The 13922-nt window shown below is 70.4% G+C and carries 12 protein-coding genes; 2 read left to right on the top strand and 10 right to left on the bottom strand.

What is annotated here, in order from left to right:
- Window positions 1–42: 42 nt before the first annotated feature.
- A complete protein-coding gene (locus ACTIFU_RS17855; protein WP_439579673.1) occupies window positions 43–3330 on the bottom strand; it encodes a DUF2126 domain-containing protein in 3288 nt (1095 codons plus the stop codon).
- A 114-nt stretch (window positions 3331–3444) separates the two neighbouring features.
- Here ACTIFU_RS17855 and ACTIFU_RS17850 point away from each other — a divergent pair, with 114 nt between their 5' ends.
- Window positions 3445–4392 (top strand): threonine ammonia-lyase, encoded by a 948-nt coding sequence (locus tag ACTIFU_RS17850; RefSeq protein ID WP_439579672.1) that lies wholly within the window; start codon window positions 3445–3447, stop codon window positions 4390–4392.
- Here ACTIFU_RS17850 and ACTIFU_RS17845 read toward each other — a convergent pair.
- The 6 genes from ACTIFU_RS17845 to ACTIFU_RS17820 form a co-directional block, all read right to left on the bottom strand.
- Window positions 4364–4846, bottom strand: a complete 483-nt coding sequence (locus ACTIFU_RS17845; protein WP_439579671.1) for a F0F1 ATP synthase subunit B family protein — start codon at window positions 4844–4846, stop codon at window positions 4364–4366. The genes ACTIFU_RS17850 and ACTIFU_RS17845 overlap by 29 nt on opposite strands.
- Before the next feature lie 10 nt (window positions 4847–4856).
- Window positions 4857–5357 carry a F0F1 ATP synthase subunit B family protein gene (locus tag ACTIFU_RS17840; RefSeq protein WP_439579670.1) on the bottom strand — a complete coding sequence of 167 codons (501 nt, stop codon included), beginning with the start codon at window positions 5355–5357 and terminating at the stop codon, window positions 4857–4859.
- Window positions 5358–5400: 43 nt separating this feature from the next.
- Window positions 5401–5625 (bottom strand): ATP synthase subunit C family protein, encoded by a 225-nt coding sequence (locus tag ACTIFU_RS17835; protein ID WP_439579669.1) that lies wholly within the window; start codon window positions 5623–5625, stop codon window positions 5401–5403.
- Between the two features lie 51 nt (window positions 5626–5676).
- Window positions 5677–6414 carry a F0F1 ATP synthase subunit A gene (locus ACTIFU_RS17830; RefSeq protein ID WP_439579668.1) on the bottom strand — a complete coding sequence of 246 codons (738 nt, stop codon included), beginning with the start codon at window positions 6412–6414 and terminating at the stop codon, window positions 5677–5679.
- A complete protein-coding gene (locus ACTIFU_RS17825; RefSeq protein WP_439579667.1) occupies window positions 6414–6740 on the bottom strand; it encodes an AtpZ/AtpI family protein in 327 nt (108 codons plus the stop codon). The genes ACTIFU_RS17830 and ACTIFU_RS17825 overlap by 1 nt, the downstream gene beginning before the upstream one ends.
- A 275-nt stretch (window positions 6741–7015) precedes the next feature.
- The gene (locus tag ACTIFU_RS17820; protein WP_439579666.1) at window positions 7016–7630 is read right to left on the bottom strand and encodes a hypothetical protein; all 615 of its coding nucleotides are present in this window, start codon (window positions 7628–7630) and stop codon (window positions 7016–7018) included.
- A 363-nt stretch (window positions 7631–7993) separates the two neighbouring features.
- On the opposite strand from ACTIFU_RS17820, the gene ACTIFU_RS17815 reads away from it, so the two are divergent.
- Window positions 7994–8812, top strand: coding sequence for a hypothetical protein (locus ACTIFU_RS17815; protein ID WP_439579665.1), 819 nt, complete (start codon window positions 7994–7996; stop codon window positions 8810–8812).
- A gap of 136 nt (window positions 8813–8948) precedes the next feature.
- On the opposite strand, the gene smc is transcribed toward ACTIFU_RS17815, so the two are convergent.
- From smc to ACTIFU_RS17800, 3 genes are all read right to left on the bottom strand, one after another.
- On the bottom strand, window positions 8949–12437 hold the full coding sequence (gene smc, locus ACTIFU_RS17810; RefSeq protein WP_439579664.1) for a chromosome segregation protein SMC: 3489 nt from the start codon (window positions 12435–12437) through the stop codon (window positions 8949–8951).
- Between the two features lie 24 nt (window positions 12438–12461).
- On the bottom strand, window positions 12462–13073 hold the full coding sequence (locus ACTIFU_RS17805; RefSeq protein WP_439579663.1) for a DsbA family protein: 612 nt from the start codon (window positions 13071–13073) through the stop codon (window positions 12462–12464).
- 108 nt (window positions 13074–13181) lie between these two features.
- Window positions 13182–13676 carry a DUF721 domain-containing protein gene (locus tag ACTIFU_RS17800; RefSeq protein ID WP_439579662.1) on the bottom strand — a complete coding sequence of 165 codons (495 nt, stop codon included), beginning with the start codon at window positions 13674–13676 and terminating at the stop codon, window positions 13182–13184.
- Window positions 13677–13922 lie beyond the last annotated feature (246 nt).

Here is a 13922-nt window from a genome sequence, read left to right as displayed (position 1 = left end):
GGGGGTGGGGGGGGGCGGCCCCCCCGCCCCCCCCCCCCACAGTTACGAGAACCGCCTCAGATCCAGAGTCCGCGGATGCTCGCGGCTCACCCCGCCGCGCGGCCGCGCCATCAGCCCCGGCGTGTGCCCGTGCGCGAAGAACCGGCTGCGCCGGCGCGCCTCGGCCTCGTTCGCGTTCACCGGAAACGTCTCGTAGGACCGCCCGCCCGGATGCGCGACGTGATAGCTGCACCCGCCCAGCGACCGTCCGGTCCAGGTGTCATAGACATCGAACACCAGCGGCACCTGCGCGCCGATCGTCGGGTGCAGCGCCGAGGGAGGCGCCCAGGCCTTGAACCGCACCCCGGCGACGTACTCGCCCTCGGTGCCGGTCGGCTGCAACGGCACCGCCACACCGTTGCAGGCGAGCACGAACCGCTCCTCGACCCAGCCGGAGACCTTCGCCTGCACGCGCTCGACCGAGCTGTCGACGTAACGGGCGGTGCCGCCGGTGGTGGCCTCCTCGCCCAGCACGTGCCAGGGCTCCAGCGCGCGGCGCAGTTCCACCTCCATGCCGCGCACCGCGATCGACCCGATCGTCGGGAAGCGGAACTCGACATGCGGGGCAAACCAGGCGGGATCGAGCGCGAAGCCGTGCTCGGCGATCTCTTCGAGCACGTCGCGGAAATCCTGCTCGACGAAGTGCGGCAGCATGAAGTCGTCGTGCAGCCGCGTGCCCCAGCGGATCAGCCTTCGCTCGCAGGGCGTCTGCCAGAACCCGGCGATCGCGGCGCGCAGCAGCAACTGCTGCACCAGGCTCATGCGCCAGTGCGGCGGCATCTCGAAGCCACGGAACTCGACGAGCCCACGCCGGCCGCCGGATGATCCCGGATCGTAGAGCTTGTCGATGCAGAACTCTGTGCGGTGCGTGCTGCCGGTGACATCGATCAGCAGGTTGCGGAACAGCCGGTCCGTCAGCCAGGGCGGCGTTTCGCCGTTCGCGGCGAGCCTCGAGAACGCGATCTCCAGCTCGTAGAGCGAATCCGAACGCGCCTCGTCCACGCGCGGATGCTGGCTCGTGGGTCCGATGAACTGCCCCGAGAACAGGTAGGAGAGCGCGGGATGGTTGTGCCAGAACGCGACCAGGGAGCACAGCAGGTCGGGCCGGCGCAGGAACGGTGACTCGGCGGGCGTTGCTCCGCCCACAACCACGTGGTTGCCGCCGCCAGTGCCGATGTGGCGGCCATCGATGTCGAACTTCTCGGCGGCGAGCCCGACCTGGCGCGCCTCGGCGTAGAGCTGCTCGGTGCGCTCGGCGAGGTCGTGCCAGGATTGCGCGGGATGGACGTTCACCTCGATCACGCCGGGATCGGGCGTGATCGAGAAATGCGTGAGCACCGGATGCCAGGGCGGCAGGTAGCCCTCGAGGACCACCTGCCGGCCGAGCTCGGCCGCCGTGTCCTCGATCGCCGCAACCAGATCGAGCCAGTCCTCGGCGCGCGTCAGCGGCGGCAGGAACACGTGGATCATGCCGCCCCGCGGTTCGACGCAGAGCGCGGTGCGCACGACCTCCGGCTCCTCCTGGCCGACGACCGGCGGGCGCTGCTCGACAGTACGCTGGGTCATGCCGTCAGCCGGACGACCGAGCGCGTCGCGCGGCGGCAGCACGGTGCCGGCGGCGAAGGGATCGACCGCCGGCTCCGCATCGATCGCGGCCTCGGACGCCCACGGCAGGCTGTCGAGCGGCAGGCGCAAGCCGATCGGCGAGTCGCCCGGGATCAGGAACATCGGCCCGGCGCGGAGGAACCATGTGCTGGTCTGCCAGCGCCGATCCGCGCACCTGCCGATCCGGCGCAGCGGCAGCACCGTGCCAACTTCCGCCGCGAGCCCCTGGGCGAACACGCGCGCGAACCGTGTCCGCTCGAGCGGGTCGGCGAGCTTCGCGTCCTCGACGACCACGTTCGCCGGCAGCCGGTGCTCGCGCCAGAGGTAGTAGTGGATGTCCTCGTGCGCGCCGATCGCGCAGGCCGGATCGACCTGGAGCCGTTCCGCGAGCCGCTCGGCGAAGCGGCGCGCGACCGCGGCGGTCGCGCTGTCGCGGTCGTCGTCGGAAGCAAGCAGGGCGGGGTCGCGCCAGACCGGCTCGCCATCGATGCGCCAATGCGCGTAGAGCGCCCAGCGCGGCAACTGCTCGCCCGGATACCACTTGCCCTGCGCGTATTGCAGCGCCCCGCCCGGCGCCCAGAGTCGGTGCAGCCGCCGCAGGAGCCGTCCGGCGACGGCCCGCTTGGTGGGGCCGAGCGCATCGGTGGTCCACTCGGTGCCCTCACGATCCGTGGCCGAGACGAAGGTCGGCTCGCCGCCCATGGTCAGCCGCACCGCCTGCTCGTTCAGCACCGAATCGACGCGCGCGCCGGCCTCGGCGATCGACGACCATTGCGCCTCCGTGTAGGGCTTGGTGACGCGCGGCGTCTCGGCGATGCGCCGCACGCTCATTTCGAAGCCGAATGTCGTGTCCGCCTGCTCGACGAGCCCGGTGACGGGGGCTGCCGAGACCGGATCGGGCGTGGCGGCGAGCGGGATGTGGCCCTCGCCGGCGAACAGGCCCGAGGTCGGATCGAGGCCGACCCAACCCGCGCCAGGGAGATAGACCTCGCACCAGGCGTGCAGGTCGGTGAAGTCGGCCGGCGGCCCCTCGGGGCCTTCGAGCGGTTTCTCGTCGGCAACGAGCTGGATCAGGTAGCCGGAGCAGAACCGCGCGGCGAAGCCGAGATGACGAAGCGCCTGCACCAGCAGCCAGCCGGTGTCGCGGCACGAACCCTTGCCGTTCGCGAGGGTCTCCTCGGGCGACCACACGCCCGGTTCCATCCGCACGATGTAGGCGATCCGGCTGGCGAGCCTCTGGTTGATCTCGACCAGGACATCGACGGTGCGGCGCCGCTCGCGCGGGATCGTGGCAAGGAACGCCGAGAGCAACGGGCCGGCGGGCGGAAGCTTTCGGAACGGTGCCAACTCCTGGTCGAGGATCGGATCGTAGGCGAAGGGAAAGTGCTCGGCGTCGGGCTCGAGGAAGAAGTCGAACGGGTTGATGGTCGCCATGTCGGCGACGAGGTCGATCGTGATGTCGAAATGACTGACGCGCTCAGGGAACACCACGCGGGCGAGAAAATTGCCCTGCGGGTCCTGCACCCAGTTCAGGAAGTGCGGCTTAGGCTCGACCTTGAGCGAGTAGGCGAGGATCGGCGTGCGGCAATGCGGGGCGGGGCGCAGCCGGATCGTCTGCGGACCGAGCGAGACCAGCCGGTCGTAACGGTAGGTGGTCCGGTGCGTCAGCGCGACGTGGATGCTCATCCGTGAAGACCCCCGAGGGAGACACCCCTGTTTTGCAGCGCAGCGTAGCGGGGTGCGGCGGCCGCGTCAGCCGCCCCTCTTGGTGGCGCCGGGGTTCGGCTCTACCAGGGGCGGATGATCACGTTCGACGACGTCCAGGCGGCCACGCGCCGTATCGCCCCGTTCGTGCGCCGCACGCCGCTGTTCCGCGCCGCGCTGCCGCCACTGCCCCAGATCGGGCTGAAGCTCGACACGCTCCAGGTCTCGGGCAGCTTCAAGGCGCGCGGCGCGTTCAGCCGGCTGACGCTGCTGGATGAGGCGGGGCGGCAGGCGGGTCTGGTCACCGCCTCCGGCGGCAATCACGGCATCGCGGTCGCCTATGCGGCGCGCGCAGCCGGCGTGAAGGCGACCGTGTTCGTGCCCCATTCGGTCCATCCGGCCAAGGCCCAGCGCATCCGCGACTACGGCGCGCGGCTGGAGGTGGTCGGCGCCGTGTGGGACGAGGCGAACCGTTCCGCCCTGGCGCACGCGGAGCGGACCGGTGCGACCTATGTCCATCCCTTCGCCGACCCGGCGGTGGCGGCCGGCCAGGGCACGCTCGCGCTGGAGATGCTCGCCGACGATCCGGGCATCGACACGATCCTGGTCGCGATCGGCGGCGGCGGACTCGCGAGCGGGGTATCGGTCGCGGCGAAGGCGCTCAAGCCCGCGATCCGCGTCATCGGCGTCGAGCCCACGGGTGCGCCGACGCTGCACGCGAGCCTCGCCGCCGGCACGGTGGTGACGCTGCCGGCGATCACGACCAAGGTGCCCACGCTCGCGGCCGCTCGCACGGACGAGCGCAACTTCGCCCTGCTGCGCGAGCGGCTGGAGCGCGTGGTGCTGATCGAGGACGCCGACATGGAGGCGGCATCCCGGCTGCTGTGGGAGGAGGCCGGGATCGCCGCCGACCTGTCGGGGGCGGCCGCGGTGGCCGCACTGCTCGCCGGGGCCTACCGGCCAGCGCCGGGCGAGCGGGTCGCAGCGATCGTCTGCGGCGCCGGCGCCGACGGGATCAGTGCAGCCGCTGCGGCAGGTCGCTGATCGCCTTGTCGATCAGCGCGGCGTGACCCGCACCGGACATCCCGTCGGCGATCAGTTTGCGCGTCGCGGCAACAGCGACATCGGCGGCGACCGCGCGCACCGCGGCGGCGGCCTCGGCTTCCGCGGCGGCGATCCGCTCCAGCGCCATGCGCTCGCGCCGCTTCAGCGACGCGGCAAGCTCCGCCTGCATCTCGGCGGCGACGAGCTTCGCCTCCTCGCGCGCATGGGCGAGCACCTGCTCGGCCTCGGCGGCGGCGGCCTCACGCCTGGCCTTGGCCTCGCGCAGCATCGCCTCGGCCTCGGCACGCAGCTTTGCCGCCTCGTCGAACTCGGCGCGGATACGCTCGCCGCGCGCGTCGAGCGCCTTGAGGATGCGCACGATCAGCGGCTTCCAGGCGAGTGCCAGGAAGATGAAGAACGAGATCGCAACCCAGAGCTTGGGATCGGACAGCATGACGCGCTCCTCAGCCCTGGCGCGCGGCCAGCACGGCGCCGACCGCCGCGCGCGCCGCTGCCGCGTCGGGCGCAGTGCCGATCAGCCGGCCGGTCGCGGCGGTCGCGGCCTCGACCGCGACCTCCTCGATCGCGGCCATCGCCCGCGCGCGCGCCTCGGCGATCCGGCGCTCGGCCTCCTCGAGCTGGACGGCGAGCCGCTTCGACAGCTCGGCCTCGGCCTGCGCAGCCTCGGCCTTCGCCGCATCGATCGTCGTGCGGATCTGCGCCTGCGCCTCGGCGCGCGCCTTGGCCTGCTCGCGCTCGGCCTCGGCCATCGCCGCGTCCGCCTCGGCCTTCAACGCGCGCGCCCGCTCCAGGTCAGCCGCGATCGCCGAGGCCCGCTCCTCCAGCATGCGCGCCACCGGCGGCAGCGCCACCTGCGAGACGAGCACGTAGAGCGCCCCGAAGATCACCAGGAGCCAGAACACCTGGGTCAGCAGGAGCGGATTGGCGAAGTCGAGCTGCGGCATCGATCGGACCCCGGACGGTCAGGACGCGGAAAAGCCCCTGACCTCAGGTGAACAGGATGAGGAACGCGATCAGCAGCGCGAACAGCGCGACCGCTTCCGTCAGCGCGAAGCCGAGAATGCCGATCGGGAACACCGCGTCGCGCGAGGCGGGGTTGCGGGCGACCGAGGCGACCATCGAGGAGAAGATGTTGCCGATGCCGATGCCGACGCCGGCAAGCGCGATCACGGCGAGACCGGCACCAAGGGCCTTCGCGGCTTCAACTTCCATCGTTCGTATCCTTTGCGTTGCAGGTTGAGGGTGAGGCGAGGCGGGCCGCGCTCAGTGCAGATGCACCGCGTCGTGCAGGTAGATGCAGGTGAGCACGGCGAAGACATAGGCCTGGAGGAAGGCGACCAGGAACTCGAAGCCGACGAGCGCGACGTTGATCGCGAGCGGGGCGAGCGCGCCGAGCAGGCCGATCGCACCCGCGCCGCCCATCATCACCACGAAGGTCGCGAACACCTTCAGCATCACGTGCCCGGCGACCATGTTGGCGAACAGGCGCACCGACAGGCTGACCACGCGCGAGAAATACGAGATGATCTCGATCGGGATGATCAGCGGTGCCAGCGCCTTGGGTGCGCCCTCGGGGAAGAAGTAGCTGAAGAAGTGCAGCCCGTGGATCGCCAGCGCGACCGCCGTGACCAGGATGAACACCACCAGGGCGAGGGTGAAGGTGACGGCGATGTGGCTGGTGAAGGTGAAGGCATAGGGCAGCATGCCGAGCATGTTGCCGAACAGGATGAACATGAAGAGCGTGAACACGAACGGGAAGAACTTCTTGCCCTCGTGGCCGATCTGGTCGCGCACGAGCCCGTAGATGAACTCGTAGGACACCTCGGCCAGGCTTTGCAGGCGCCCAGGCACGCGCGCGCGCGGCTGCATGCCGATCAGCATCAGCGCCGAAATCGCGACGCCGGCGATCAGCATGTAGACGTTCGCATTGGAGAATCCGGCGACGATCGGGGTGAGCTCGAACTGGCTCAGCGCGTCCATCGTCTTGCCTTCGGCGGCCATCAGCTCCCCCGTGTGCGGTCCGGCCCGGGCCCGCGCCGCCCGAGCATCAGGCGGTACACGTTCATCACCCCGGCCGCACCTCCCAGGAACAGGCCGATGACCATGAAGAGCGGCCGTGTGGAGAGCCACCAGTCGAGCGCGAGGCCGAAGCCCACGCCGACCACCAGCGCCGAGGCCACCTCGAGACCGGCGCGCAGGCCGAGGCCCCAGGGGCTCGGGGATCCCTTGTCCGACTGCCCGGTCCGGTCGAGACCGGCCTTGGCGCGGGCCGCCCGAAGCCGCTCCTCGAACGAGGCGTCGCGCTCAGGACGGGAGGGATCCTCCAACAGTCGCTCCTCCGACATGCGGTGACCCGCCCGGAAGGCGCGGGCTACCTAGCGGGGGGTTACGGGGGTGTCAAGGAAGCGGCGCGGCGGTGCGGCAGCACGCGGCCGCTACTCCGCCGCCACTGCCGTCGGCACCATCGCCTCGGCCGCCTGGAGATCAACCGAGACGAGCTTCGACACCCCGCGAGGATCAAGGCTCATCTGAGGCTGGCGACTCGTACATCGAGTTGGTCACCGGCGCACGAGTACATACCATAGATCGAGTCGAGCCATCGTCAGCCGAGCTCGTCGGCCATCAGTGCCGCAAGAACTGATGCTTGGGAGACCGGCTCAGCGGGTCTTGGTTCCCAAGCCGTGTAGAGACCAGGCCGCCTTTCGAGTTCCCACTTCGTTAACCATTGCAGTAACGTCCGATCGCCGGGGAACAAAGGCGGCAGGATCCGGAGATCGCCCTGAGCAACCGCCGGCCAAGCCTCCTTCGCGACGAGAGCCTCGGCTCGACAGCCATCACCGACCATAAACCGCGGCCATCGCCGGTCCGAAATTTGGCTGGCTGTCGCGAGGCCTTTTTTGGTGTTGGCGCGGCTGGCTATAGTGTGGCCGACGAGAAATGGCCGTATATCGGCGTCCCCACCATCCCGCCGATCTATCGCTTCACGGAATGAGCGCCAAACGTAGGGTTCAATGCCGAGGTCATGAAACCTTTCCGCCCACCCCTCGAACCACGGCCATCGCCACTCGATCGACGAGAGATGTTCGGCGACGCACTGACGCTCGGCGCGCCGGTCTCCGCTGCGGTTCGCGGCAATGAATGCGGGCTCCAGCCGCGCAACGACATCCATGGGGATCGTCGTGCGTCCGACGACGAAACGGAAAGCGCCGGGCAGCATTCCCGCATCGCTCGTGAACTCAGTGTTTGATCCCATGGTACGGCCAAACGTAGCCTGACATCAGTCAGGCAGCTATCAATCGAACGCGAGCCCCCAAGCCCACCCCGCCCTACCGCCGATACCACCTTGAGACCGGCGCGGAAGCGGAGGGTGGTAGTTGGGTGGCATGAAGCCCATTTCATGACCTCCGGCGGACTACGCCTTGAGGGCACATCGAAGGGATATCGTGATTCTCCCCGAACTCGGGCATCATACGTTTCATCGTCTGATGGGCCACCGCGGTACACCGAAGAGTACCTTAAGCCTTTTTCTGGATGGAGGCCGCTGTTGAAGTCGTAATTCTTATGTTGACCAGGGGGTTCGATGACCATCGTTGCAATTTGGCAGGAAGGCGCTTTCCTCTGGACAGCAGCCGATACAAGGATTGTTACAGGTTCTGGAAACGTAAAAACAGACTCTGGCTCAAAGATTTTTTCGATACCAATTATCTGCTTCCAACCAGATTCGGAAGGGTTCTTCAGAATACCATCTTATAACACAACGTACGGATTCGCTTTCGCCGGATCGGTCCTTCCTGCTTCTATGACAGCAATTACGGCGGCTACGTTACTCAGCGCGCTGATACCAACATCTGAGAGTAGAGCGCCTCCTTGTTTTGAACATATTGCAGTCTTATTCGAAAGACTTGCTGGTCGATTTATGCAAGAACACTACAGGGCGCACAGCATCCCAGATGCCCTCTTTTCGGCAGCACTTTTCGGATGGTGCGGGTATGAAAGAATATTCAAGGTGGCACACATCAGTGGCCACAATGGCAGATATAATGCCGAGGTCGCGCTCACATACACGTCGCCGCGACATGACACGGAGCCATGGCTCGTTCTGGGCAGTGGAAAGATTGACTTTGACTATGAGCTGCGCGAGCTTCAGTCCTCCAAAGAACCGTCTGCCGGCAGGCTTCCCCTCCGTGCGATTGAAAGGATGATCGGCAAAGGAAAACTTGATATTGGAGGAGCAATTTCTGTCGGTATCACTACTTGTTCTGGCTTTCGACCATTCCTTCGTGTTGCGCCGAGGAAGTCAGGAAAGTCCGAGGCCGGGAGGTTTTACAACGGCATCGATGTGGACAATGAGTTGGGGCTGATTGGGCACTACTGCGTTGGTAACGCTGGTATCGCTTGATGTTGCCTCGGCGGTCAGTTCAGCGCCGGGTTCATCGTATCGCGGAAGCTGGCTGCTCTATCGCACCGCCCTTTTCCACCCCCATAGCCTCACCCAAGCCGAAAATCGAGCAGCGACGCCGCAACGCCGTCACCCCCTACTCCGCCGCCACTGCCGTCGGCACCATCGCCTCGGCCGCCTGGAGATCGACCGAGACGAGCTTCGACACCCCGCGCTCCGGCATGGTCACGCCATACAGCCGGTCCATCCGCGCCATTGTCAGGCGATGGTGGGTGACGATCAGGAACCGCGTCTGCGTCGCGCGCGCGATCTCATCGAGCATATTGCAGAAACGATCCACATTCGCATCGTCGAGCGGCGCGTCCACCTCGTCCAGCACGCAGATCGGCGCGGGATTGGTCATGAACACGGCGAAGATCAGCGAGAGCGCGGTCAGCGCCTGCTCGCCGCCCGAGAGCAGGCTCAGCGTGGTCAGCTTCTTGCCCGGCGGCTGGGCCATGATCTCCAGCCCCGCCTCCAGCGGATCGTCGCTGTCGACCAGCTTCAGGTGCGCGGTACCGCCGCCGAACAGCCGCGTGAACAGCTCCTGGAAGTGCCGGTCCACCTCGGCGAAGCGCGCGGTCAGGCGCTCGCGGCCCTCGCGGTTCAGCGCCCCGATCGCGCCGCGCAGCTTGGCGATCGCGCCGATCAGGTCCTCGCGCTCGGTGTTCAGCGTGGTGATGCGCGCCTCGACCTCGCCCATCTCGTGCTCGGCGGCGAGGTTCACCGGGCCCATCCCGTCACGCTCGCGCGTCAGCCGTTCGAGCTTCTTCGCCGCCGCCTCCTCGGCCTCCGCGTAGGGGGCGGCGACGGCGGCCCTGGCGATCAGGGCCTCGGCCTGGATGTTCAGCCGCTCGATCACTTGGTGCGCGAGATCGAGCGCGGCGATGCGCGCCTGCTTCACCCCCTCCTCCGCGCGCACGAGCGCTTCGCGGCGGGAGACGAGCGCGGTCTCGGCCTCGCGCGCGGCACGGGCCGCGAGTGCGGCCGCGCGCTCGGCGGTGGCGAGCGCGTCGGCGGTGGCGCGGCGTGCAGCCTCGGCGGCCGCGAGCGCCTCGAAGGCGGCGGCGCGCTCGGCGGCGAGCGCGGCAGGACGGTCGGCGAGCGCGGCGCGCTCGGCCTCGGCGTCGGTGCGGCGGGCGACCAGCTCGGCCTCGCGCGCGCCGGCCTGGGCGGCACGCTCGGCCCAGGCGGCGCGCTCCTCGGCGATCGCGCGGCGGCGCGCGGCGAGCGACGCGGCCTCGCGGCGGGCCACTTCAAGCGCGGCGCGCGCCTCGGACTCGGCGTGGCGCGCCTCGGACAGCGCGGCGCGGGCCTCGGCGCGGGCGGCCTCGGCCTCGGCGAGTGGCGGCAGGGTGGACTGCGCCTCGCGATGGGCGGCGAGCGTCGCCTCGGCCTCCGCCGTCTCGGCGGCGACGCGCTCCTCCTGCGGCGCGAGCGCGGCGAGGCGCGAGGAGGCGGCGGTGGCGCGGTTGGTGAGGCTGGCGAGCTCGTAGCGCGCGGTCTCGACCCGGCGCTCACCGTCGCGGCGGGCGTTGCGGGCGGATTGTTCGCGGGCGACCGCGCGCGCCTCCTCGGCGGCCGCATGCTCGTGCGCCTGGCGCGCGGCGGAGGCGGCGAACTCGGCCTCGGCGAGCCGGCCGCGCAGGCCAGCGAGCCGGTTGCGCTGCGCGAGGCGCGCGGCGGCCGCGGTCGGAGTTCCCGCGCGCACGGCATAGCCGTCCCAGCGCCAAGTGGCGCCGTCGCGGCTGACCAGGATCTGGCCCGGGCGCAGCGCGGGTGCCAGGCGCTCACCGGACGCGGTGTCCTCGACCAGCCCGACCTGGGAAAGCGCGCGGGCGAGCGCCGCCGGTGCCTCGACCAGCGCGGCGAGCGGCGTGCAGCCCGCGGGCAGTGGCTGTGCCGGCACGATCGGCGGCAGGGCGCGCCAGTGCCGCGGCGCGGCGGCATCGGCCGGCGCCTCCAGCGCCTCGCCGAGCGCGGCGCCGAGCGCGGTCTCCAGCCCTTCCGGCACCGTCACCGCATCGACCAGCGGCGGCCAGAGATCGTCCTCGCGCACCGCCAGCACCTCGCGCAGTGCGGCGACCTCGGCGGCGAGGCGGGTGCGGTCGGCGTCCGCCCCCTGGGCGGTGCGCGCGGCCTCGGCGGCGCCAGCGGCGGCGGTGGTGCGGCCGGACTCGGCGGCCTCGACCTCGGCGCGGGCGGAGGCGAGCATCCGCTCGGCCTCGGCGAGTGCGCTGCCAGCCTGATCCAGCGCCGCCGCCTCGACCATTTGCTGTTCGAGGTTGGTCCGCTCCCGGCCGAGCCGCGCGCGCTGATCGGCAAGCCGCAGCAGCGCCTGCTCGGCCGAGCGGATCTGGCCGGCGAGCGCCTGGGCCTTGGCGGCGATGGCGGCGGCGTGTTCGGTCGCGGCCTGGGCAGCGGTTTCGAGTGCGGCCACGCGGGCCTGCGCCGCCTCGGCCTCCGCTTCGGCCGCGCCGATGCGCGCGGGGGCTGCCTCGTCCTCGGGGGCGAGGCGGGCATCCTCCTCGGCAAGCCGCGTCTCGGCACCCTGCGCGTCGGCGGCGAGCTTGCCGGCGTGGGCGAGGTCGGTGGCGATCTGCGCGAGCCGCTGCTCGGCCGCGGCGAGCGCGCCCGTGGCGGCCTTCTCCTCGGCCTCGATGCGCGCGGCCTCGGCGCGGGCGCGCTCGACCGCGGTGCGCGCCTCGGCGTCAGCCTCGCGCAGGGGAGGGAGCGCGGCCTCGGTCTCCGCCGCGCGGGCGGACGCGGCCGCAGCGGCTTGCGTCAGTTCCGCGACCGCGCGCTCGGCCTCGCGTAGCGCGGCCTCGGCCTCGGCCTCGGCGCCAGCGGCGCGGGCGAGGCGGGCGGCGTAGAGCGTCTCCTCGGCCTCGCGCAGTTGCGTGGCGATGTTGCGGTAGCGGGTCGCCTGGCGCGCCTGCCTCTTCAGCGTCTGGAGCTGCACGTCGAGCGTGCCCAGCACGTCATCGGCGCGCGCGAGGTTCGCCTCGGCCGCGCGGAGCTTCAGCTCCGCCTCGTGGCGGCGCGCGTGCAGGCCGGTGATGCCGGCCGCCTCCTCCAGCAGCGCGCGGCGATCCTCGGGGCGCGCGTTGACGATCGCCGCCACCTTGCCCTGGCTGACCATGGCGGTGGAGCGCGCGCCGGTGGCGGAGTCGGCGAACAGGAGCTGGACGTCGCGCGCGCGCCACTCCTTGCCGTTCACCCGGTAGGTCGAGCCCTGGCCGCGCTCGATCTTCCGGCTGACCTCCAGTTCCAGCGCCTCGTCGTCCGGCGCCTCGGCCGCGACCGGGGCCTCGCCAGGCGGGGCCTCGAGCGAGAGCATCACCTCGGCGTAGGAGCGCTGCGGACGGGCTGCGGTGCCGGCGAAGATCACATCCTCCATCTCGCCGCCGCGCAAGGACTTGGCGGAGGTCTCGCCCATCGCCCAGCGCACCGCCTCGACGATGTTCGACTTGCCGCAGCCGTTCGGCCCGACGATGCCGGTCAGCCCCGGCAGGATCTCGACCGTGGTCGGATCGACGAAGCTCTTGAAGCCGGAGAGACGCAGACGCGCAAAGCGAAGGGCCAAGGGGGGTGGCGCTCCTCTGCCGGGTCAGGCGGACACGCCGGCCTCGCGCGCGAACCGATCGAACGGGATCGCGCCGGAGACGCCGGGCACGCGGTTGTTGAAGATGAAGGTGGGCGTCGCGTTGACCTGGTGCTGCTGCTCGCCGCGCAGCCGGATCTCCAGCACGCCGCGCTGCAAGGCCTCGTTGCGCATGGCGGCATCGAAGGTCTCGCGGCTCATCCCCGCGAGGGCGGCGATCTTGGCGATCTCATCGACGAAGCCCTGGCGCGCCCACTGCGCCTGCGACCGAAGCAGCACGTCGATGAAGGCGGCGTGGCGGTCGGCCGGCAGGGCGCGTGCGATCATTGCGCCGAGCAGCCCGGGCTGATCGAGCGGGAAGTCGGCAAGGACGAGCCGCACCTTGCCGGTGTCGATCAGGTCCGACTTCACCCTGGGCAGCGTCTCGCGATGGAAGGTCGCGCAGTGCGGGCAGGTGAGCGAGAAGTACTCGATCACGGTGGCTGGGGCGTCGGGCCTGCCGAGTGCGCGGTCCGCGATCATGGCCTCGATGGGCGGCAGGGTCTGGGCACGGGCCGGCAGCGCGCCCAGCGCTGCGGTGGCGCCCACAAAGCCTAGTAGGCAGCGGCGGTCAAGCACGGCATTCTCCGCAAGATATGGTGGTTATACCGTCCGCGAGGGGACGGCGTCGAGGGTTGAGACTGCGGCAGAACCGGGCAAGCGCGCGCGTCACGTCGGCGCGAGAGGTCAGCGCGAGGCGATCGCCCGACCGAGCCGCGCCATCGCCTCGCGCAGCGGCCCTTCGGGGACGTCGGCCAAGGCGGCCTCTATGCGTGCGACCGCCTGCGGGTCGGGCGCGCGGCGGGGCGGGAGGGGCGCGGGCGCCTGGGACTCGGCGAAGCCGGGGGCGGACTGGATGAACTTGAGCCGCACGACCGCGCCCGGGCCGAGATGGGCGTTGATGCGCTCGATCAGCTGGGGGGCGAGGTGCTGGAGCTCCAGCGCCACGGGCCCGGCGGCGCGGATCGTCAGCACGCGCCCGTCCTTGCCGCCGCTGAGGCGCTCGGGCGCGGTGACGGCGGCGAGCGCGGGCCCGACCACCTGCGGCCAGTCGAGCGCGAGCCGGGCGGTCGCGGCCTGGACACGGCCGGCGAGCGGGCGGGTGGCGCGGGCAAGCAGCCGCGCGACCGGCACCGGGCCGACCGCCAGCCGTTTTGTCTCGATATTGTCACCTTCGGACACGGATGGCACACTTCCGCAATGTTGGCTGTGTTGGCCTGGTTGGGCGAACGGCGCGCTGGGTCGAACCTGCGGCCAGCAGAGATCGGCCGAAGCTGCATTTTGCCATGCTTGGTGCCCGCGCGCGCCAGGATAAAGACCATCAAGACTCGCATCGCCGACGGGGGCAGGGGCGATGAGCTGCGATCCGTTGCTGACAGACGATCTGGGCGAACTGCTCGGCCTGTTTCCCAATGATGCCCTGGGAGG

Source organism: Elioraea sp. (assembly GCF_051860475.1).
GTDB lineage: Bacteria > Pseudomonadota > Alphaproteobacteria > Acetobacterales > Acetobacteraceae > Elioraea.
The sequence above is the reverse complement of the archived record's forward strand: the minus strand, read 5'-3'. Positions and strand labels throughout refer to the sequence as shown.

What these genes read in the sequence shown, in the direction of transcription:
- ACTIFU_RS17855 (WP_439579673.1), bottom strand. Translation starts at nt 3,330, where the DNA reads ATGAGCATCCACGTCGCGCTGACGCACCGGACCACCTACCGTTACGAC.
- ACTIFU_RS17850 (WP_439579672.1), top strand. Translation starts at nt 3,445, where the DNA reads ATGATCACGTTCGACGACGTCCAGGCGGCCACGCGCCGTATCGCCCCG.
- ACTIFU_RS17845 (WP_439579671.1), bottom strand. Translation starts at nt 4,846, where the DNA reads ATGCTGTCCGATCCCAAGCTCTGGGTTGCGATCTCGTTCTTCATCTTC.
- ACTIFU_RS17840 (WP_439579670.1), bottom strand. Translation starts at nt 5,357, where the DNA reads ATGCCGCAGCTCGACTTCGCCAATCCGCTCCTGCTGACCCAGGTGTTC.
- ACTIFU_RS17835 (WP_439579669.1), bottom strand. Translation starts at nt 5,625, where the DNA reads ATGGAAGTTGAAGCCGCGAAGGCCCTTGGTGCCGGTCTCGCCGTGATC.
- ACTIFU_RS17830 (WP_439579668.1), bottom strand. Translation starts at nt 6,414, where the DNA reads ATGGCCGCCGAAGGCAAGACGATGGACGCGCTGAGCCAGTTCGAGCTC.
- ACTIFU_RS17820 (WP_439579666.1), bottom strand. Translation starts at nt 7,630, where the DNA reads ATGCTGCCCGGCGCTTTCCGTTTCGTCGTCGGACGCACGACGATCCCC.
- ACTIFU_RS17815 (WP_439579665.1), top strand. Translation starts at nt 7,994, where the DNA reads ATGACCATCGTTGCAATTTGGCAGGAAGGCGCTTTCCTCTGGACAGCA.